Origin of the sequence: Ruegeria sp. HKCCD6119 (assembly GCF_013110585.1) — a bacterium.
Taxonomy (GTDB): domain Bacteria; phylum Pseudomonadota; class Alphaproteobacteria; order Rhodobacterales; family Rhodobacteraceae; genus Ruegeria.
On sequence record NZ_WVQV01000001.1, the window covers coordinates 354,561 to 375,011 of the forward strand.

Sequence of the window (20,451 nt, forward strand, 5' to 3'; positions counted from 1 at the left end):
CGCCTCCACATGCGAAAGGTCCGCACAATGAGCACCCGTCTCGCAAAACAAGGCCGGCTGATTGACCGGTCGAAAAAGGTCACATTCACCTTCAACGGAACCTCGATGCAGGGCTATGAGGGGGATACGCTTGCCTCGGCCCTGTTGGCCAATGACCAGATGATGGTTGGCCGGTCGTTCAAATACCACCGTCCCCGCGGCGTTGTCGCCAGCGGCGCGGAAGAGCCGAACGCGCTTGTCGGCCTGGGGCAGGGCAACCGGTTCGAGCCGAACCAGCGCGCCACGACGACCGAGGTGTTCAACGGCTTGACCGCGATTTCACAGAACCATTGGCCAAGCCTTGAATATGATATCGGTGCGGTGAACACGGCCTTTGCCCGGTTTCTGCCGGCCGGCTTCTACTACAAGACGTTCATCCACCCCAAACCCTTCTGGAAACACGTCTACGAACCGTTCATCCGGCAGTCGGCGGGATTGGGCAAGGCGCCCGACAAAGACAACCGGGATGCCGACACTTATGAACATTTCTACGCCTTTACCGATGTTCTGGTGATCGGCGGCGGTGTGGCTGGTTTGCAGGCAGCCAAGGCGGCGGCACAATCCGGTGCCAAGGTCCTGCTGATCGAGCAGACCGCGCATTGGGGAGGTCGCGCGCCGGTTGACGGCGGCACCGTGGATGGTGAGCCTGTGGATAAGTTCGTGGAACAATTGGTTTCCGAACTCGAAACAATGGACAACGTCATCATGCGCACGCGCTGCATGGGAGCGGGTGTTTATGACCATGGTTATGTGCTGGGATACGAACGTCTGACGGACCACACGCCGGGCGTGCAGGGCCCGCGCCATCGTTTGTGGCGCATTCGCGCCAAGCAAATTGTAACGGCAACGGGTGCAATTGAAAGACCATTGTCCTTTGCTGGCAACGATGTTCCGGGTGTGATGCTGGCATCGGCCATGCGCGACTATGTCGTGAACTGGGGGGTTACCCCGGGCGAACGTGTCATCGTCGCCACCAACAATGACGACGCCTATCGTACCGCGATTATCCTGAAACAGGCAGGTGTGGATGTTTTGCGCATTGTTGACGCCCGGGCAACGGCCGGACCTATGGCGGAAGAAGCCCGCCAGTTGGGTATCCGCGTCGATCCGGGCAAAGCCATTGCCAAGGTCAAAGGCGGCAAGCGCGTCAAAAAGGTAGCCATCTGCAATCAGGAAGGCGTCGGCGGCGCGCGTGAAGAAGTTGAGGCGGATGCAGTCGCCATGTCCGGCGGCTGGTCTCCGGTCGTGCACATGTGGTCCCATTGCGGGGGCAAGCTGATCTGGGATGAGGCAAACGCGCATTTCCGGCCGGATCCCGAGCGTTCACCGCTGGGGGTAGACGGCAAAGGGTTCGTTGTTGCTGCTGGCGCGTCCAACGGCCCTCTGGCGTTGCAGGATGTTCTGACAGACGCCCATGCGGCCGGTAAGGCGGCCGCCAAGGCGGCTGGCTTCAAGCCCAAGAACACCAAGGCGCCCGCAGGGGACACAACCGCCGAAGCGCCGATGGAAGCGGTCTGGCTGATGCCGGCAAATGCAGAAGTTCAATTGCGTATGAAATCCTGGCTGGATTTCCAGAACGACGTCAAGGTTTCAGACGTCCAACTGGCCGCGCGCGAAGGGTATGAAAGCGTCGAACACACCAAGCGCTATACCACGCTGGGCATGGCGACCGATCAGGGTAAGTTGAGCAACATCAACGGATTGGCGATCCTTGCTGATGCTCTGGAATCCGAAATTCCCAAGGTTGGGACAACCACTTTCCGCCCGCCCTATACGCCCATCTCGATGGGTGCGATCGGTGGTGAGGCACGGGGTGAGGTCTTTCAGCCGATCCGTCGGACACCGATGCACAACTGGCACGACAGGAACGGCGCCGATTGGGAGCCGGTCGGCCACTGGCGCCGGACCTATGCCTATGTCCGCCCCGGCGAATCCGTGCATGACGCGGTGAATCGCGAGGTGAAAAACACCCGCGAGAACCTCGGCCTGCTGGATGCATCGACGCTGGGCAAGTTGATCGTCAAAGGCCCGGATGCCGGCAAGTTTCTGGACATGTTGTACACCAACATGATGTCCACGCTGAAGGTCGGCAAATGCCGCTATGGCCTGATGTGTTCGGAAAACGGCTTTCTGATCGACGACGGCGTTGTCGCCCGCATCGATGAAGACACCTGGCTGTGCCACACCACCACCGGCGGGGCCGAGCGTATCCATGGTCACATGGAAGAATGGCTTCAGACCGAATGGTGGGACTGGAAAGTCTATGTCGCCAACGTGACCGAGCAATACGCGCAGGTCGCCGTGGTCGGCCCCAATGCCCGCAAGGTGCTTGAAAAGCTGGGCGGCATGGATGTCAGCAAAGAGGCGCTGCCCTTCATGGAATGGCGCGATGGCAAGATCGGAGGCTTCGATTGCCGGGCCTACCGCATTTCGTTCTCAGGCGAGCTGTCTTATGAAATCGCCGTTCCGGCCAGCCAGGGGCAGGCGTTCTGGGATGCCTTGATGGAAGCAGGAAAAGAGTTCGGCGTGATGCCTTACGGAACCGAATGTCTGCACATCCTGCGGGCCGAGAAGGGCTTTATCATGATCGGGGACGAGACCGACGGCACCGTGATCCCGCAGGATCTGGGGCTGCACTGGGCACTGTCCAAGAAGAAAGAGGATTATCTGGGCAAACGCGCCCATTCGCGGACCCACATGGCGGATCCCGAGCGCTGGAAACTGGTCGGTCTCGAGACTGTGGACGGATCGGTTCTGCCGGATGGTGCTTACGCGGTGGGCGATGGCGTCAATGCCAACGGTCAGCGCAACATGATCGGCCGTGTGACGTCGACATATTACTCGGCCAATCTGGGCAAAGGGATCGCCATGGGGCTGATCAAACACGGCCCCGACCGCATGGGCGAGATCGTCGAGTTCCCGGGCACGGACGGCAAAACCTACAAAGCCAAGATCGTGGACCCGATCTTTTATGACAAGGACGGGGAGAAGCAGAATGTCTGAACCCATCAGCGCATTGAACCACGCCAGCTATGACGGCATCGCCAAGGTCCAGGAATGCGGCCTGCAAGGCATGATTACCCTGCGCGGCAACCTGTCCGACAAGGTGCTGGCCAAGGCCGTCAAGGATGCAACCGGTCAGAAAGTGCCGGGTCAGCGCGAGGTGCTTGTGACCGGCGATACCGGCGTGGCTTGGATGTCGACCGACGAGTTGCTGGTTCTGGTGCCTTATGCCGAGGTCGAAGCCAAACTGGCCAACATGGTCGGTGCCCTGAGCGGCACCCATGCTTTGGCGGTCAATGTCTCGGATGCCCGTGCTGTCTTCAGCGTCTCTGGTGCCAGCGCAAGAGAGGTGCTGGGCAAGGTCGCGCCCGTCGATCTGTCGGCGGATGCATTCCAGCCCGGCCAGATTCGCCGCACGCGTCTGGCGCAGGTGGCTGGTGCTTTTTGGATGGATGATGAACAGACCTTCCGCGTGGTCTGCTTCCGTTCCGCTGCGGATTACGTGTTCAAACTGCTCAAGGTGGCAGCACAGCCCGGCAGTGAGGTTGGGATCTACTGAACAAAAAAAGCCCCGGTTCATCCGGGGCTTTTTCTTACTTGACTGTCGAACAGGTCCCGACTCCGAAAGGTTTGTTCGCGAAATTTCCCTGAACGAATGCCATGCGGACGGCGACCGTATTGTCGGTTGTTTTCAGGTTCGCCTGATATCGAACGCGGACATTGCCGCCGGCAACCATTTTCTGATCGAGATTCCAGATAATACGATATCCCTTGGCGCCGCGGTCTTTGAATTTTGCCTTGGCCCAATCCTGGTACGAAGTGGCGGCCATCGCCGAAGATGCGGCGGGGTCGATCCGGAACGCATACTCTGGCGCAATCCAGCCATGGGCGTCCTGTTTGGTCATCTTGCAATGATAGGTAACCGTTTCTGCCGCAGCGGTATGTGCAAGAAATGCGGCGACTGCAATCGGTAAAAGTCTTTTCATTTTATCCACTTGGGCATGATTCTTGGTGTCTGCAATCAAACTGACACACCTCAATGCCGCAAGCGGGACCTCGCGTGAACGAAGAAAAAAATGCCAGACGTTCTACCCATGCAAGAGAACGGTGTGAAAACGGCTCAGGCCATCTTCGGTCAGCAAGTCCGAAATCTCTACAGGCTGTGACTTGTCATCCGACAGGTTTGCGTAATAACCCAGTTCATCCATCAATGCGCTGACACGTTCGTGCCTCTGGTCTTCCGGAAGCAGAGGTGCGTGAAGAGACAGAAGAAGGGCGGGGCGGCGTTCCTTCAGCCACGCGGACAAAGTGGGGGCAACAATGAATTCCGCGCCCTCGATGTCCATTTTGACCAGCGAAACCCTTGACAGGTCGTTTGTTTTCTCAAATTGGTCCCAGGCGATCGTCAGCGCATCAGACCCATGCGCCCCGTCGTGCAGAAGCGAACTGGTGGAATCCCCGGGTTCACCGCGCACAGAGGCCATGCGTGCCACGCCAAATCGATCTGACAGGGCGACCCCGAATGCCGAAACGTTCTGAATGCCGTTCAGATCAAGATTCCATGCCAGATGCCGAAACGCGGTCGGGTCAGGCTCAAAACACCAGACATGCCGTGCCCTTCGCGCACCGTACAGCACCGTCGGGCCAATCCACGCGCCGATGTCCAGATAGTCGCTTTGAGGGGACAGGAACCGGTCAAGAACTGCAAATGTTTCAGGCTCCCAAGCGCCCGCAGTGGCCTTGCGCCAGAATTTCGAATGGTACGGGTCCAGACGAAACGGCTTGCCGTTCAGATTGCCCGCATAATATCCGCGGGCGCGATAGAACATCTTGCGCGCCTGTGTCAGCATCGCCTGCCTCCGGGTTTTCTTGCTACGCCCCTTGACCTGCGGCGGTTGCCAAAGCATTTAACCTTGGGAACCGCAACTTACATTTTAACAGGGGGCCGACATGGCTTTTGAACTTCCTGATCTTCCTTATGCACATGACGCGCTGGCAGCCAAGGGTATGTCCGCGGAAACGTTGGAATATCACCACGACCTGCACCACAAGGCCTATGTCGACAACGGCAACAAGCTGATCGCCGGCACCGAATGGGACGGCAAGTCGCTGGAAGAGATCATCGTTGGTACATACGACGCAAACGCCGTGGCACAAAACGGTATCTTCAACAACATCAGCCAGTTGTGGAACCACAACCAGTTCTGGGAAATGATGGGACCGGGCGAGTACAAGATGCCGGGCGAGCTGGAAAAGGCGCTGACCGAAAGCTTCGGTTCGGTGGATGAATTCAAGTCGCAATTCAGTGCCGCCGGTGCGGGTCAGTTCGGTTCGGGCTGGGCGTGGCTGGTCAAGAACGCCGATGGCTCGCTGGCCGTCACAAAGACCGAGAATGGCGTGAACCCACTGTGCTTTGGTCAAACCGCGCTGCTGGGTTGCGATGTTTGGGAGCACTCCTACTACATCGATTTCCGCAACAAGCGCCCGGCCTACCTGTCGAACTTCCTCGACAATCTGGTGAACTGGGAAAACGTCGCATCGCGGATGTAACGTATTGAACCGACGTCGGTTCATAAAGGGCCTGCTGGCGGCGACGCTGGCAGGCCTTGTCACGGCCGCCTACGGGTTCATCATTGAACCCGCGGTTCGGCTGCGCGTGCGCAAATGGCGCATTCAGCGGGACGACTGGACAGCGCCGCCGCTCAGAATCGCCGTACTGTCCGATATGCATGTGGGCGAGCCCTATGTCGGCCTGAACCGCGTAAGGCAGGTGGTCCGCCGAACCAATGCGCTGGCTCCGGACGTGATCCTGCTGTTGGGTGATTTCTTTGCAAGCCACAAAGGTGTCTCGGACACGGTCAAGATGCAGGACCTGGCCCCTGTGCTTGCCGGGCTTGAGGCGAAGAATGGTGTCTTTGCCGTTCTGGGCAATCACGACTGGTGGGATGACAGGTCGGCACAGCGGCGCGGGTCCGGGCCCAATCGCTATGCCAAAATTCTGGAACAGAACGGAATTTCGGTGTTGTCCAATGCCGCGATCAAACTCGAAACTCAGGGCATCTGGCTGGCCGGTCTCGAAGATCAGCTGGCGATCTGGCGCAACGGCAAGCCGCAAGGATTGGACGATCTGGAAGGTACTCTGGCGCAGATCACCGATGACGCTCCGGTTGTGATGATGGCGCATGAGCCCGATGTGTTTCCCACTGTGCCCGGGCGGGTGGCCTTGACCCTTTCAGGGCACACACATGGTGGCCAAGTGCGCCTGTTCGGCTGGTCGCCCGTGGTGCCATCGAAATTCGGCAATCGCTATGCCTATGGCCATGTACGCGAAAATGGGCGCGATCTGGTCGTTTCGGGCGGTATCGGCTGTTCGATCCTGCCGGTTCGTCTGGGCGTGACGCCCGAAATCACCGTTGTCGAGATGTCCGCCTAAAGGGTTGATGACCAGCCGGTGAAAACCCGCCGATACGTGCCCTTTCTGCGTGACGGTATCTTGTTTGCTGTTTTCCAGTACACATCTCTGTAGGGTAGAGGGAGAAACTGCATATCAATTCAAACAATGATCGGGCTGCGCACTGTTCGTGCGTCAACGAACCCGCATGTCCAGCAGGTCGAGGGATACCCAGAACACAACCTAATCAGGAGATCGCAATGGTCGCACTTACACAGGGAACTTGGGTTATTGTTGCAGATGGAGAGAAAGCGCTGGTGATGGAGAATATCACCGATGCCGACGATCCCAATTTTGTCGTCGTCGCTGTCGAAGAACAAGACGGCCCGACCGGAAAACCGACGGACCGCGCAGGTCGTCGCAACGACGGCGGACCAAAACAGAAATCGGCAATTGAAGAACCCACGTGGAAGGCGCACGCAAAATCTCTGTTCGTGCAGGATCTGGCGAACCTGTTGAACCGCAAGGGGCTGAAAGGCGCCTATGATCGGCTGGTTCTGGTGGCCAGCCCCCATGTTCTGGGTCTGTTGCGGCGTCGGTTACACAGCGAAGTGCTGGGAAAGGTCGTGGCCGAGGTCAACAAGACCCTGACCAATCATCCTTTGCACAAGGTCGAGCAGGTGGTGCGCCTCAGTCTGCAACCCAAAGCCAGACTTGCCTGATGAATACGGCGGTCGGTTCAACCGCCCGCACGGTTTCCCATCCTCAGGTCAGCTTGTCCCGCAGGGCGATCATGGCTGTATCGGCGTCTTCGACCCAGGTGATGAAATCCGCCAAAGACGTGTCGGCAAAGCCTTGCCCGATCACCTGATCCAACAATGTGTGCAACGCGTCCCAATAGCCGTTCACATTGACCACGACGATTGGCTTGTCATGCAGGCCAAGCTGGCGCCATGTCAGCGCTTCGAACAGCTCGTCCAGCGACCCCGGACCGCCCGGCAGAACCACGACGGCGTCGGCGTTCATGATCATGACCTTCTTGCGCTCGTGCATTGTCTCGGTGATCACGAAGTGGGTCAGATCCGTCTTCCCGACCTCGCGCTTGACCAGATGCACCGGAATGACGCCGAAGGTTTCACCACCGGCATTCTGCGCGGCGCGGGCCACTTCACCCATCAAACCGACATCTCCGGCTCCGTAGACCAGCCGCCAGCCTTCCTGCGCCAGCAGGCTGCCAAACTGCCGTGCAGTTTCAGAATAAGCCTTCTCGGCTCCATTGCGTGACCCGCAGTACACACAGACTGATTTCTGAGACATCAAAGAGGGGCTCCGGGGTTGTGTCAGGGGTTTTGACCCGTGATAGCGGGATTGATAGATTGGCTCAACTGTCCGTCGGAAAGCTTTTCAACGCATAGCTTTTACCCGGCGGAGTGAAAGGAAAATAATGGACGCCAAATCGGGAAACGGAAGCTCGGGCAATTTCATCTGGGGGGTGATTGCGGGTCTTGTTGCGATATTGGGCGCGGGTGGATTGTATCTGTCCGGCGTCTTCACCAAAACGCCCGAGCCGAGCGCCCCGCAGGAAACCGCCACTGCCGTAGCCCCGGAACCTGTAGGGCAGGATGCGCAGGTTTCGGAACCGGAAGTGGCTGAACAGGCGGCTCCTGCGGATGAAGTGCCCACGACCGAGCCTGCCGAGGACACTAGTGAAACGGCTGACGCCTCTGACGCGGACACCGCCGTTGCCAAGACGGAAGATATCGCGCCCCAGCCAGCGGCCCCTCCGGCCCTGGATCAGATTTTTGTTGAGCCAGATGGCACGGCGCTGTTGTCCGGCGATGCCGAGCCCGGCAGCCGGATCGAGGTGCTGCTGAACGGCGAAACCCTGCACAGCTTTACCGTGGACGGCAGCGGCCAGTTTGCCGAATTTGTTTCGATCCCGTTCAGCGACGCGGCTCAGGGGTTGGTCCTGCAAAGCAAGGATGGCGAACGGATCACACAGTCCGACGACTATCTGATTGCGGCATTGCCAAAGCCGGTCGAAGAAGCGCCTGTAACTGAAGAATCGCCAGCATCCGATCCGGACACGACGGCAGACGCCGAAGACGCCACGATCGCGACAGCCGATGCAGACGTTGAGCCCGAAACGGCGACCGAAGTTCCAGCGCCAGAAACTGATGTGACCGGAACCGAAACCACCGTGCCGGAGGCCGAGGAAACGCAAACCGCCGACTTGTCGACACAGTCACCCGAACCGGATCAGCAGATTGCGGTGCTGCGGTCCGGCGAAGAAGGGGTTGAACTGGTGCAGCCGCCTGTGGTGCGGGATACGCCCCCTGATCAGATCGCACTGGATACCATCGGGTACTCTGATACCGGCAATGTCCAGCTGACGGGGCGTGTGCAGGACGGTGCAGCCGTTCGACTGTACCTGAACAATCGCCTGATCGCCGATCTCGACCCGAAAGAGGATGGATCCTGGCGCAGCGATCTGGAGGGGATTGATCCGGGTGTCTACACGCTGCGCGTGGACGCGGTGAATACGGACGGGACGGTGCTCAGCCGGGTCGAAACCCCGTTCAAGCGAGAGCCGGTTGAAGTTCTGGATGCCGCAGTCGCGGCCAGTCAGGCCAACGCGCAGGGCGAAGCAGCTGCCATCCGTTCGGTTACGGTTCAACGGGGCGACACGCTGTGGGCCATCTCGCGCGACCGGTTTGGCGACGGGGTCCTGTATGTACGGCTGTTCGAGGCCAATCGCGACCTGATCCGCGATCCGGATCTGATCTATCCGGGGCAGGTCTTCACCATACCTGAATAAGCATCGCCTTTGGCCCAAGCGGGCCGGGGTCAATCTCTGACCGCAGTTAAGGTACGTGATGAGACGAACACCTACTACGACCCCGGACGATACGGTGCCGCGTGACGAGCGAAGCTCGGGCTGGCGCACGATCCGCAAAGTGGCACCCTATCTTTGGCCACAGGATGAACCATGGGTAAAGCGCCGCGTGGTGATTGCCATGGTCATGCTGGTTCTGGCCAAGCTGATCGCGGTCTATACGCCGATTCTTTACAAAGGTGCCGTTGACGCGCTGGCAGGTGAGGGCGTGCCGCCGGTGGCGCTGGGCGCGGTCGGGCTGACGGTTGCCTATGGCGTGGCGCGGATGCTGACCGTGGGTTTCCAACAACTGCGGGACGCGGCCTTTGCGCCCGTAGGCCAAAGGGCTCTGCGGGCGTTGGCGCTTGAGACCTTTCGGCACATTCACAACCTCTCGATGCGTTATCACGTGTCCCGCCGTACCGGAGGGCTGAGCCGCATCATCGAACGGGGTGTCAAGGGCGTCGAGTTCCTGTTGCGCTTTCTGCTGTTCTCGATCGGGCCGCTGATCCTGGAACTGCTGCTGGTGGCGATCATCCTGATGTGGCTGTTCGATGTCTGGTATCTGGTGGTCGTCGCCGTCACAATCGGTCTGTATATCTGGTTCACATTTGCCGTGACCGAATGGCGGGTGAAGCTTCGGCGCGAGATGAACGATCAGGACACCGAAGCCAATCAGCGCGCCATCGACAGCCTGCTGAATTTTGAAACTGTCAAGTATTTCAATGCCGAAGCGCGCGAAGCTGAGCGATATGATGTGTCGATGAAAGCCTATGCCGGGGCGGCGCTGAAAACGGCATATTCGCTGGCATTTCTGAATTTTGGCCAGTCATTCCTGATCACTTGTGGTTTGATCGGTGTGATGGTTCTGGCTGCCATCGGGGTTCAGAGCGGAAACCTTACAGTGGGCGATTTCGTCATGGTCAACGCTTACATGATCCAGATCACCGTACCGCTGAACTTTCTGGGGACGGTCTACCGGGAAATCCGGCAATCGTTGGTCGATATGGGCCAGATGTTCGATCTGCTTGAACAGCCCGCCGAAGTCACCGACAAACCCTGTGCGCCCAACCTCAAGGTGAATGGCGGCGAAGTCGCGCTGGACGATGTGCATTTCGGCTATGACCCTGAAAGGGAGATCCTCAAGGGTGTTTCGTTGACCGTTCCTGCCGGGCAGACCGTGGCCATCGTGGGGGCAACCGGGTCTGGCAAATCAACCATCGGGCGGCTGCTGTTCCGGTTCTACGATGTGACCAAAGGATCCTTGAAGATCGATGGACAGGATGTGCGGGATGTGACGCAGTCCAGTCTGCACGCGGCCATCGGCGTTGTGCCGCAGGACACGGTATTGTTCAACGACAGCATCCGGTACAACATTGCCTATGGCCGTGACGACGCCACCCCGGAGGAGGTCGAGGCCGCAGCCCGAGCTGCGCAAATTCACGATTTCATCACCTCGCTGCCCGAAGGCTATGACACTATGGTCGGTGAACGCGGGCTCAAACTGTCAGGTGGTGAAAAACAAAGAGTCGGCATCGCGCGGACTTTGCTCAAGAACCCGCCGATCCTGTTGTTGGACGAGGCGACCTCGGCCTTGGACACAGATACCGAGCAGGACATCAAGGATGCGCTGGCGCGCGCAGGAGAGGGTCGTACGGTTATCACCATTGCCCATCGCCTCAGCACCATTGCCGAAGCGGACCGGATCGTGGTTCTGGAAGCGGGCGAGGTCATTGAACAGGGCACGCATGACGAGTTGCTGGCGCGGTCGGGGCGGTATGCCCAATTGTGGAACCGGCAGCAATCGGACGGGGAAGCGGCCTGAAGATCCAAACATGGAGCGAAACAGGGTAGAATACAAAAAACCAGAAGGGTGCCTGTCATGATGAAGCGACTGAAATCACGACTATCGTCTATTGCGATCGCGATTTGTCTGCCGGTCATTGTGGCGGCAGATCCCATCGTGGGTGTCTGGAAGACTGAACCTGATCGCATGAACCTGATTTCGCACATCAAAATCACGGCTTGTGGGGATAAGTTCTGCGGTCGGATCCTTTCGGCCTTTGACGCTTCAGGCAAGGAAGTCCAAACACCGAATATCGGTAAGAAACTGTTCTGGGACGTGGCCAGTGAAGGCGCAGGAAAATACGGCGGCGGCGAATTCTGGGTCCCGTTGATCAACGTGGATGCGGTGCCTCAGATGACGTTGCAGGGGGACAAGCTGCTGGTCAAAGGATGCGAACATGCGATTTGCGCGCATCAGACGTGGTCCCGGTTGTGATGATGGCCAAATGAAAAAGGACCGGGAGTTCCGGTCCTTTTCGTTTATTCAGCAGCTTTCAGCGGCGGGCCAGAGGGGCGACCAGACTGATCTGATCGACTGTCCTGTTCTGATCCTTCAAAACGCGAGTCGTCCTCCCACACAATTTCAGTGGCCTGCATCTGCCGGGCAGAGCGCCCTATCGCCATGTCCTGCGCGATCTGGCTGGACCGGCCTGCCGTTACACGGGCCAGAACTCGGCTGAGCCAGATCGCATAGGTTGTCACCCAGACCCGCAAGGCCAGAAGCGATGGGGTGACGATCAGCGTCAGAACAGTTGCAATGCCCAGGCCAAAGACCACCGCTGTGGCCAGCTGTTTCCACCACAGTGCGGTGGGGCTGTCGATGGAATAGCCGCCATTGATGAAGTCCAGCGACAGGCCGAACATCATCGGCGTCAGACCGGCCATCGTTGTCAGCGTGGTCAGCAGAACCGGGCGGATACGGGATTCCGCGGTGCGGATGATCGCCTCGATTCTCGGCATATAGCTGCTGTATTCCTGATAGGTGTCGATCAGAACGATATTGTTGTTCACCACGATACCGGCCAGGGCCACGATGCCGGTCCCGGTCATGATGATCGAGAAGGGCTGTTCCATCACGATCATGCCGATCAGAACCCCGGTGGTGGACAGAACCACCGCCAGCAGCACGAGAACTGAATTGTAGAACGAGTTGAACTGCGCCAGCAGGATCACGAACATAAGCCCCAGGGCGCCCATGAACGCGTTCACCAGGAAGGCGCCGGATTCTTCCTGCTCTTCCTGATCACCAGTCCATTCCCAGCTGATCGCGTTGGCGAACGGGCCGGTTTCCAGCCATTCCGTCAGCACCGCAATACGCTCGTTCGGGTTGATCAGCGCAAACTGAGCATCCCCGTCTTCGATTGCGCTGCGCAGCTGGTCGACACTTTCTGCGCCGGTCAGTTGAACCAGTTCATACGACTTTCCACCCGTACCATTCAGAACGGTGCCGGTCGGTGTGTAGCCTTCCGTCACTTCACGCATGACGGCCAGCCGCACCTGTTTTCCATCGGGGCCTTCGGTCACAACCTTGCTCAGCCCCGGTTCGACATCCGCTTTGACGTCGTAGTATCGCTGCTGGTCGACGCGGTTGATCTCGGCCAGCTTGGCCACGGGTTTGCGCGTTACGAAGTTCGACAAGGGCACCAAACCGTCCGGGGTACGGACCTTGAGTGTATCCAGTGTCGACAAAACGCGGTCTTCTTCGGGCAGGCGAACGCGAATTTCGATCTCTTCGTCATTGCTGTCCGGGCGCATCTCGCCCAGCAATATACCGCGGGTGACCAACTGGACCATGGCGCCGACGGTTGCCACGTCGGCTCCGAACCGACCGGCCTTGGCGACATCCACGTCAATCTGCCAGTCGATGCCGGGCAGGGGCAGGGTATCTTCGGTCTTGATCAGGCCCGGCGTGGTGTCGAAAACCTCGCGGGCGGTGATCGCTGCCGAGGTCAGGTCTTCCCACCCGTCACCCTTGATGCGCAGATGCACAGGCTTGGCCGAAGCAGGGCCTTGCTCCAACGGCAAAATCTCGACGATGATGCCGGGGATCGTTGCAAGTTGGGCATTCAGCTCATCAATCACGAAGTCGCCATCATATTCGGGCGCCACGAAGTGCCGTTCGAACAGGCCCCACAGGGCCGATTCCGAAACGTTGGGGCGGTCTTCCCAGGGGATGATCTCGAACTGAACCCGGCCCACTGTATCGGCCGGCGCCTGAGCGCCACCGTTGTTCTGGTTCAGGCCACCTTCGCCCGCAAAGGCAAAGACGTTGATGACCGCAGGGTGGGTTCCAATGATTTCTTCGGCGGCAAGAACCATCGCGTCTTTTTCCGCCAGGGAAAGGTTCCCGCGGGCACGCACATATGCGGTGGCCTGTTCAGGTTCGCTTTCCACGAAGAATTCAACCCCACGGGATTCCTGAGGAAACCAGACGAAGGCCACGAAATACACCGCCGTGAAAACCGTCAGCAGGGAAACGATCGGCATGATCGGATTGCCGACAAGGAACCGAACGACATGGCCAAAAAAAGTGTGTTCGTCCGCTGTATGAACGTGGTCCTCTTCGGCGCGTTCCATTTTGGCCGCGCTCAGGGTTACGGACCCGGCAAACGCCCCGAACAGGAACAGCAGCGCCCCGGCGATCGAGCCACCGGGCAGCAGGTAGTTGGGGTTCAGAACCTGCATCGCACCCAGAAAGATCATGTACAGCGACGGCGGCACCATCAGCACCCGGACCCACCATGGCGTGCGCGCCCGCAACCAGGTCGAAGACCGATCGAAGAGGCGGCTCAGGCGGCCGGACACACCGCCCATGACCGGCAGATAGATCAGCGCAACTATCAGCGACGCCGACAGAACGAAGATCAGCGTGACCGGCAGCATTCCCATGAACTCGCCGGGAATACCGGGCCAGAACAGCATGGGCAGGAACGCGCAGAGTGTCGTTGCGGTCGAGGACACGATGGGCCAGAACATGCGCTGGGCGGCCTCGACATAGGCGTGCATCGGGCCCACGCCTTCCTTGATGCGTTTGTCGGCGTATTCCACCACGACGATGGCGCCATCCACCAGCATCCCCACCGCCAGGATGAGGCCGAACATCACGATGTTCGAGATGCTGACACCCATGACTGCCAGAAACGCAAAACACAGCAGGAACGAGGTCGGGATCGCAAAACCGACCAGCAGGGCGGCCCGCGTACCCAGCGAGGCAAGAACCACGATCATCACCAGCGCAATCGCGGTCAGAACCGAGCCTTCAAGCTGGCTGACCATCGAGCCGACGATGCGGCTCTGGTCGTTCGATGTACCCAGATCAACCGCCGCCTGAAGTTCGGGCGGCCACTTGGTCTTTGCATGCGCAATGGTTTCCTTCACCTGCGCGACGGTGTCGATCAGGTTATAGCCCTTGCGCTTGACCACCTGCAATGCGACGGTCGGTTCACCGTTGAAACGGGCCGTCCCTTCGCGGTCTTCGAAAGTGTAGTTGATCTGTGCCAGTTCCCCCAAGGTGACGACCCGATCACCGTTGACCTTGATGGGCAGGCCGTAAACATCCTGTGCGGTTTTGAACGACGACGGTATCTTGACCGAGAAGGTGCCCTGCGCGGTTTCAACTTCACCGGCTGCAATCAACTGGTTGTTGTTCCGTACCACGTTGATCAGCTCGTCCGCCGTCACGTTGTAGGCTTCAAGCCGCAGCGGGTCGATCACGACCTCGAGCATCTCGTCGCGATTGCCTGCGATACCGGCTTCGAGAACGGAATCCAGAGCCTCAAGATCGTCCTGTAGATCCTTGGCGACACGGGCCATCGTGCGTTCGGGAACGGGACCGGTCAGGTTCACGATGACGATCGGGAATTCGGAAAAGTTGATCTCGGTCAGGGAATATTGTTCTGCGCCTTCGGGAAAGTCCGCCTGAGCTGTGTTCATCGCGTCACGCACATCGGCCATGATCGCGGTCTTGTCCCAACCGAAGTCAAATTCCAGCGCGACCCCCGCATAGTTTTCGGCAGCGGTCGATGTCATTTCCTTGAGCCCGTCGAGATCCGCCAGTTCGGTCTCCATCGGCTTGATCAGCAGGTTTTCGGAATCCTCTGCGGAAATCCCGGGAAACTGCACGGATACAAACAGGGCAGGGATTTCGATATCCGGCTCGCCTTCTTTCGGAAGCGAGACATAGGCAAATCCGCCGATAACCAGCGAAATCGCGATAAATGCCAACACCATGCGGGCTCGATCAGCGGCCCATGCGACAACACCGGTCATTGTGACGCTTCCCGATAAGTCGGCGCTACGGTCACACCGCGTGTCACGAACTCTTGTCCGACAATGATTATGTCGGCCGTTTCGGGGAGACCGTCGACCCAGACACCCTCGGCCGTGTCACGCAGAATGCGGACAGGCAGGAAATCCACCACATTGCCGGTGCCGACAGTACGGACACCCAATTGACCCTCGTTGCTTAGGGTCAGGGCGGATTGCGGCAGCAGATGTGCCTTTGTGCCTTCGGCTGCGATGCTGATGGTCGCGGTCTGACCGTCGCGAATGGTCAGATCCGGGTTCGGAACCGTGATTTCAACTTCGAACGTGCGCGTTGTTTCATCAGCCGACCGGCTGAGGAACGTGACGCGGCCGCCAAGCTGCCGACCGGTGACCAGCGTTGCCGATGCCTCGGACCCCACCTGAACACGGTTGACTTCGGTTTCCGGCACGAACCCGACCAGTTTGATCGGATCAAGCTGAATCACGGTTGCGCACAGCGATCCGGGCTGCATCAGGCTGCCCAATTCTGCGGTGTCGCTTTCCAGCAGGCCCTTGAACGGGGCTTTGATGGTCAGGCGTCCGACCTCTCGCTGCGCGGCTTCAACTGCGGCTGCGGCTGCTTCGATTCCGGCCCGGGTCGCCTCCAGCTCGGCTTCGGCGGACTTTACACCTGCTTTGGCAGCGCTCATCGCAGCCTCGCTGGAAATTCGGCGGGTTTCCGAAGCAAACCCGGTTTCCGCCAGTTTGCGCGAAGCCGTCAGATTGATTTCGGCCTCGGCCACACGGGCATGCGCCTCTTGCAAGCGGGCTTCAGCCTCGGGAATGCGGCTTTCGGCTTCGAGTTTTCCGGCCAGCGCCTCGGCCAGTTGCGCCGGGCGCGTGCCGGGGTCGAGTTCACACAGAACATCCCCGGCCTCGACAAAGGCACCTTTGCGCATGGGTTCCGAGATCACCGTGGATGTGGTTTCAGACAAAACCTCGACCTGCCGGTTCGCCTTGGTTTGTCCTCGCAGCAGAACCGCACTGTCAATTTCGCGCGCCTGCGAACGCAGGGCGACCACGCCAACGGCATCAATATCGGTCTCGTTGGATTCGACGGCTTCGGTCTGTACCGCTTCTTCTGCTTCGCCACGTCCGGCGAAAGCAAACAAAGAGTCGCGCTCAAAAACAAGAAAATACAACGCAACAATAACCAGAAGGGCGTTGATGAAAGAAATCAAACGCATTCAGTGTTTCTCCTAGAATTCGGTGCCAACAAAAGCGGGGCCGTCTTGGTATGAAATGGGGCGTCGGCTGTGTAATTTCTACACTAAACTGAATAGTTCGGTTTAGTTTTTTTCGCAAGTGAGAAGCCAAGCGGTGAAAATGGGCAAAATCGGACCCTTGGCTTGGCGTTGGTGCCGGGGTATGACATGGCGCACTTATGCAAGACACACAGCCCAGGGGGCAGGAATGAGCGACACCGACAGTTTCATTGATGAGGTCACGGAAGAGGTACGCCGTGATCGGATGTATCTGCTGCTGCGCCGCTGGGGCTGGGTTGGTGTGGCGGCGGTCGCGCTGATTGTCGGCGGGGCGGCGTTCAATGAATACCGCAAATCCCGCGATACGGCGCAGGCGCAGGATCTGGGTGACTCGATTCTGGCGGCTCTGTCGGAAAACGATTCTGATGCACGGGCGGCCGGTTTGCGGGAAACCGAGGCGCAGTCGCCGGGCGGGAATGCTGTTCTGAACATGCTGCTGTCTGCGTCCCAGCTTGAAGCGGGATCGCGCGAAGAGGCGGTCAACAGTCTGAACGCGGTTGCCGTGCAGGGGGATTTGCCCGAGATCTATCGTGCGATCGCAAGCTTCAAGGCGCTGTTGTTGCAAAGCGACACCTTGCCCGCCGCTGACCGTCGACAGCAGTTCGAAGCGCTGGCAGCGCCGGGTGCGCCCCTTCGACTGCTGGCCGAAGAACAACTGGCCCTGATCGACGTGTCCGAGGGCAATGTCGATGCGGCACTGGACCGCTTGCAGGCGCTGCGTCAGGACGCCGAGGTCGGTATTGATCTGCAACAACGTGCGGCCCAACTGATAGTTGCATTGGGCGGCGAACCCGAGCCATTGGTGGCACAGCAGGGCTGACCAGGCGGGACAAAAGACTTAATGACAGGCGAGTTCGGAACATCATGGTAACAAGACTAATTTCCCGCGCGGGATTGCCGGTTGCGGCACTGGCTTTGACCGCATTGACCGCCTGTGAACCCCCTGAAGCGATCTTGCCCGGAGAACGTGAAGACATCCGTCCGGCGTCTGATCTGGAAACAGTGGAAAAGAGCGGCTCTCAGCCCATCAGCCTGCCAGCTCAAAAAGCGAATGCCAGCTGGCCGCAAAGCCCGGGGACGGCTGCTTTCCGAACCACGAACGCGGCACTGCGTGGCTCGCCACAGCGGGTCTGGTCTGTGTCGATCGGGCAGGGCGACTCGCGCAAGCAACGTATCACCGCCGAACCGGTGGTTGCGGGCGGGTTGATTTATACACTGGATGCGGGGGCGACGGTGTCAGCGGTCACGCCGCAGGGCCAGTTGGCTTGGGATACCGATCTGGTTCCGTCAAGTGACGGTGATGCAGACGCTACCGGTGGCGGCTTGGCCTATTCGAACGGCGTTCTCTACGTGTCGTCCGGGTTCGGGCGACTGACCGCATTGGATGCAAAAACGGGCGCCGTGCGGTGGCAGAAGCGATTGGACGCAACCGGAAGCGGCTCTCCGATGGTCAATGACGGGTTGTTGTACCTTGTCGCGGGGGACGAAACCGGGTGGACCATCAACACCAAGGACGGGCGTATCGCCTGGCAAATCGAAGGCACGCCCAGCGTCGGTAACGTTCTGGGCGCACCGGCACCGGTGATTGCCTCGGACCTGGCAGTGTTTGCATTCGGGTCCGGCGATGTTGCGGCCACCTTCCGCCGTGGGGGCATCCGTCGCTGGAATGCGTCGGTCGCAGGCGGGCGGCGGGGACGGGCCGCCGCGCAGATCGTTGACGTGACCGGCAGTCCGATGGTTGTCGGAAACACAATCTATATCGGCAACCATTCTGGCCGGACCGTTGCCTTTGACGCCGCCACCGGTGAACGCCGCTGGACCGCCGATGAAGGTGCGGTTGATACTGTCTGGCCTGCAGGCAACAGCATCTTCCTGATCAGTGACCGCAGTCAGCTGGTGCGCTTGAATGCGGCCGATGGCTCGGTCATCTGGGCGCAGGATCTGCCAAGCTTTGTCAAGGACAAGCGAGGCCGCCGCGGTCCGATCTTTGCACATTACGGTCCGATCCTGGCCGGAGGCCGTATTGTGATTGCGTCCAATGATGGTTATCTGCGCTTCTTCAATCCGGTTAACGGGGCACTGGTTCACCAGGTCGAAGTTCCCGGAGGTGCAACTACGGCTCCGGTTGTTGCCGGGCAAACGCTGTATGTCGTTTCCTCCAAGGGGGATCTACACGCTTTCCGTTGACGGCAAGATGCGCTAAAGGGCGCTTCTTGAGTCTTGAAAGTTGAGTATCATGTCGCTGACCCTCGCCATCGTGGGGCGCCCGAATGTGGGCAAATCCACCCTGTTCAACCGCCTTGTGGGCAAACGTCTGGCCCTTGTCGACGACCAGCCCGGCGTGACGCGCGACCTGCGCGAAGGCGAAGGGCGTCTGGGCGATCTGCGCTTTACCGTGATTGATACGGCGGGTCTTGAGGACGCGACGGATGACAGCCTTCAGGGGCGGATGCGCCGTCTGACGGAACGTGCCGTGGACATGGCTGATGTCTGCCTGTTCATGATCGACGCGCGCGTGGGTGTGACACCAACGGATGAAATGTTCGCAGAGATCCTGCGCAAACGGTCCAAGCACGTGATACTTGCGGCCAACAAGGCCGAAGGCAATGCTGCGGATGCGGGTGTTCTGGAAGCTTACAACCTTGGTCTGGGTGAACCGGTCCGCTTGTCGGGCGAACATGGTGAAGGGATGACGGACCTTTATGCGCAGCTGATGCCTCTGGCAGACGCGGCAGAGGAAAAACAAGTCGAGGAAGCCCCGCAAACGGACATTGAACTGGACGAAGACGGTGAGGGCGAGACGCCGCTGATCACCGCAGCCAAGCCCTTGCAGGTTGCGGTGGTGGGGCGTCCAAATGCGGGCAAATCCACCTTGATCAACAAGATCATCGGCGAAGACCGTCTGTTGACCGGGCCAGAGGCCGGGATCACGCGTGACGCAATCAGCTTGCGAATCGACTGGGCTGACCCGGACGGCCAAAGCACGCCGATGCGGATCTTTGACACCGCAGGGATGCGCAAGAAAGCAAAAGTACAGGAAAAGCTGGAAAAGCTTTCCGTGTCCGACGGCCTGCGCGCGGTAAAATTTGCCGAGGTCGTCGTTGTGTTGCTGGACGCCGCGATCCCGTTTGAACAGCAAGATCTGCGGATTGCCGATTTGGCCGAGCGTGAAGGCAGGGCCGTTGTCGTCGCCGTCAACAAGTGGGACATCGAAGACAACAAGCAGGAAAAGCTGCGCGAGTTGAAAGAGTCGTTTGACCGGCTGCTGCCGCAACTTCGCGGCGCGCCGCTGATCACGGTTTCCGCCAAGACGGGCCGGGGTTTGGAGCGTTTGCGCGACGCGATCCTGCGCGCCCATGACGTCTGGAACCGCCGGGTGCCGACTGCCGCTCTGAACCGCTGGCTGACGGCCATGCTGGAACAACACCCGCCGCCAGCCCCACAGGGACGCCGGATCAAACTGCGCTACATGACGCAGGCCAAGACCCGACCTCCGGGGTTTGTGGTGATGTGTTCGCATCCCGACAAAATGCCTGAAAGCTATACCCGTTACTTGGTGAACGGTTTACGGCAGGATTTCGACATGCCCGGAACACCGATCCGCCTGACGCTGCGCGGGCAGGGGGACAAGAACCCCTACAAGGGTCGGCGCAAGAAAAACGCGGGCGCATTGGCCAAGCATCTGAAGGGGCGCGGGTAAACTACGCACCAGAATCAGGGCTTTGATG

At 59.3% G+C, this 20,451-nt stretch carries 16 protein-coding genes; 11 read left to right on the forward strand and 5 right to left on the reverse strand.

Translation table 11 applies throughout. The features are described 5' to 3' along the window. The first annotated feature begins 27 nt into the window (after nt 1-27). Both GS611_RS01795 and GS611_RS01800 read left to right on the forward strand, forming a co-directional pair. Nucleotides 28-3,042 (forward strand): sarcosine oxidase subunit alpha family protein, encoded by a 3,015-nt coding sequence (locus tag GS611_RS01795; RefSeq protein WP_171631335.1) that lies wholly within the window; start codon nt 28-30, stop codon nt 3,040-3,042. Continuing rightward, entirely contained in the window at nt 3,035-3,601 is a 567-nt protein-coding gene (locus tag GS611_RS01800; RefSeq protein WP_171631338.1) for a sarcosine oxidase subunit gamma, read from the forward strand. The genes GS611_RS01795 and GS611_RS01800 overlap by 8 nt, the downstream gene beginning before the upstream one ends. Before the next feature lie 34 nt (nt 3,602-3,635). Here GS611_RS01800 and GS611_RS01805 read toward each other — a convergent pair whose 3' ends face one another. Next, nucleotides 3,636-4,067 (reverse strand): hypothetical protein, encoded by a 432-nt coding sequence (locus GS611_RS01805; RefSeq protein ID WP_171631340.1) that lies wholly within the window; start codon nt 4,065-4,067, stop codon nt 3,636-3,638. 63 nt (nt 4,068-4,130) lie between these two features. Then, entirely contained in the window at nt 4,131-4,892 is a 762-nt protein-coding gene (locus GS611_RS01810) for an FkbM family methyltransferase (RefSeq protein ID WP_171631344.1), read from the reverse strand. A 100-nt stretch (nt 4,893-4,992) separates the two neighbouring features. Between GS611_RS01810 and GS611_RS01815 the strand changes: the two genes are divergently transcribed. The 3 genes from GS611_RS01815 to GS611_RS01825 all read left to right on the forward strand — a co-directional run bounded on the left by GS611_RS01815 (nt 4,993) and on the right by GS611_RS01825 (nt 7,155). Next, a complete protein-coding gene (locus GS611_RS01815) occupies nt 4,993-5,592 on the forward strand; it encodes a superoxide dismutase (protein WP_171631347.1) in 600 nt (199 codons plus the stop codon). A gap of 4 nt (nt 5,593-5,596) precedes the next feature. After that, the gene (locus GS611_RS01820) at nt 5,597-6,475 is read left to right on the forward strand and encodes a metallophosphoesterase (protein WP_171631349.1); all 879 of its coding nucleotides are present in this window, start codon (nt 5,597-5,599) and stop codon (nt 6,473-6,475) included. 218 nt (nt 6,476-6,693) lie between these two features. Continuing rightward, nucleotides 6,694-7,155 carry a host attachment protein gene (locus tag GS611_RS01825; protein ID WP_171631353.1) on the forward strand — a complete coding sequence of 154 codons (462 nt, stop codon included), beginning with the start codon at nt 6,694-6,696 and terminating at the stop codon, nt 7,153-7,155. Between the two features lie 43 nt (nt 7,156-7,198). Here the strand turns inward: GS611_RS01825 and GS611_RS01830 are convergent, their stop codons facing one another. Continuing rightward, complete coding sequence (locus tag GS611_RS01830; RefSeq protein WP_171167536.1) at nt 7,199-7,750, reverse strand: TIGR00730 family Rossman fold protein; 552 nt, start codon at nt 7,748-7,750, stop codon at nt 7,199-7,201. A 127-nt stretch (nt 7,751-7,877) separates the two neighbouring features. Here GS611_RS01830 and GS611_RS01835 point away from each other — a divergent pair, with 127 nt between their 5' ends. The 3 genes from GS611_RS01835 to GS611_RS01845 are packed head-to-tail and all read left to right on the forward strand — an operon-like array spanning nt 7,878 to nt 11,589. Beyond that, nucleotides 7,878-9,251, forward strand: a complete 1,374-nt coding sequence (locus GS611_RS01835; protein ID WP_171631356.1) for a LysM peptidoglycan-binding domain-containing protein — start codon at nt 7,878-7,880, stop codon at nt 9,249-9,251. A 58-nt stretch (nt 9,252-9,309) separates the two neighbouring features. Then, entirely contained in the window at nt 9,310-11,133 is a 1,824-nt protein-coding gene (locus GS611_RS01840) for an ABC transporter ATP-binding protein/permease (RefSeq protein ID WP_171631358.1), read from the forward strand. Between the two features lie 57 nt (nt 11,134-11,190). Continuing rightward, nucleotides 11,191-11,589, forward strand: coding sequence for a DUF2147 domain-containing protein (locus tag GS611_RS01845; protein WP_171631361.1), 399 nt, complete (start codon nt 11,191-11,193; stop codon nt 11,587-11,589). Nucleotides 11,590-11,633: 44 nt separating this feature from the next. Here GS611_RS01845 and GS611_RS01850 read toward each other — a convergent pair whose 3' ends face one another. After that, nucleotides 11,634-15,422, reverse strand: a complete 3,789-nt coding sequence (locus GS611_RS01850; RefSeq protein ID WP_171631363.1) for an efflux RND transporter permease subunit — start codon at nt 15,420-15,422, stop codon at nt 11,634-11,636. Then, complete coding sequence (locus GS611_RS01855; RefSeq protein ID WP_171631366.1) at nt 15,419-16,645, reverse strand: efflux RND transporter periplasmic adaptor subunit; 1,227 nt, start codon at nt 16,643-16,645, stop codon at nt 15,419-15,421. The genes GS611_RS01850 and GS611_RS01855 overlap by 4 nt, the downstream gene beginning before the upstream one ends. A gap of 226 nt (nt 16,646-16,871) precedes the next feature. On the opposite strand from GS611_RS01855, the gene GS611_RS01860 reads away from it, so the two are divergent. The 3 genes from GS611_RS01860 to der are packed head-to-tail and all read left to right on the forward strand — an operon-like array spanning nt 16,872 to nt 20,423. Then, a complete protein-coding gene (locus GS611_RS01860) occupies nt 16,872-17,543 on the forward strand; it encodes a hypothetical protein (protein WP_171631369.1) in 672 nt (223 codons plus the stop codon). Between the two features lie 44 nt (nt 17,544-17,587). After that, nucleotides 17,588-18,910 carry a PQQ-like beta-propeller repeat protein gene (locus tag GS611_RS01865; protein WP_171631372.1) on the forward strand — a complete coding sequence of 441 codons (1,323 nt, stop codon included), beginning with the start codon at nt 17,588-17,590 and terminating at the stop codon, nt 18,908-18,910. 49 nt (nt 18,911-18,959) lie between these two features. After that, nucleotides 18,960-20,423: a ribosome biogenesis GTPase Der gene (gene der, locus GS611_RS01870; RefSeq protein ID WP_171631375.1), complete on the forward strand. Its 1,464-nt coding sequence runs from the start codon at nt 18,960-18,962 to the stop codon at nt 20,421-20,423. Nucleotides 20,424-20,451: the final 28 nt, after the last annotated feature.

Bases quoted from the DNA above. Each gene is read 5' to 3' on its own strand.
- GS611_RS01845 (WP_171631361.1), top strand. From the start codon at position 11,191: ATGATGAAGCGACTGAAATCACGACTATCGTCTATTGCGATCGCGATT.
- der (WP_171631375.1), top strand. From the start codon at position 18,960: ATGTCGCTGACCCTCGCCATCGTGGGGCGCCCGAATGTGGGCAAATCC.
- GS611_RS01835 (WP_171631356.1), top strand. From the start codon at position 7,878: ATGGACGCCAAATCGGGAAACGGAAGCTCGGGCAATTTCATCTGGGGG.
- GS611_RS01840 (WP_171631358.1), top strand. From the start codon at position 9,310: ATGAGACGAACACCTACTACGACCCCGGACGATACGGTGCCGCGTGAC.
- GS611_RS01800 (WP_171631338.1), top strand. From the start codon at position 3,035: ATGTCTGAACCCATCAGCGCATTGAACCACGCCAGCTATGACGGCATC.
- GS611_RS01850 (WP_171631363.1), bottom strand. From the start codon at position 15,422: ATGACCGGTGTTGTCGCATGGGCCGCTGATCGAGCCCGCATGGTGTTG.
- GS611_RS01795 (WP_171631335.1), top strand. From the start codon at position 28: ATGAGCACCCGTCTCGCAAAACAAGGCCGGCTGATTGACCGGTCGAAA.
- GS611_RS01865 (WP_171631372.1), top strand. From the start codon at position 17,588: ATGGTAACAAGACTAATTTCCCGCGCGGGATTGCCGGTTGCGGCACTG.
- GS611_RS01830 (WP_171167536.1), bottom strand. From the start codon at position 7,750: ATGTCTCAGAAATCAGTCTGTGTGTACTGCGGGTCACGCAATGGAGCC.
- GS611_RS01825 (WP_171631353.1), top strand. From the start codon at position 6,694: ATGGTCGCACTTACACAGGGAACTTGGGTTATTGTTGCAGATGGAGAG.
- GS611_RS01810 (WP_171631344.1), bottom strand. From the start codon at position 4,892: ATGCTGACACAGGCGCGCAAGATGTTCTATCGCGCCCGCGGATATTAT.
- GS611_RS01855 (WP_171631366.1), bottom strand. From the start codon at position 16,645: ATGCGTTTGATTTCTTTCATCAACGCCCTTCTGGTTATTGTTGCGTTG.
- GS611_RS01860 (WP_171631369.1), top strand. From the start codon at position 16,872: ATGAGCGACACCGACAGTTTCATTGATGAGGTCACGGAAGAGGTACGC.
- GS611_RS01815 (WP_171631347.1), top strand. From the start codon at position 4,993: ATGGCTTTTGAACTTCCTGATCTTCCTTATGCACATGACGCGCTGGCA.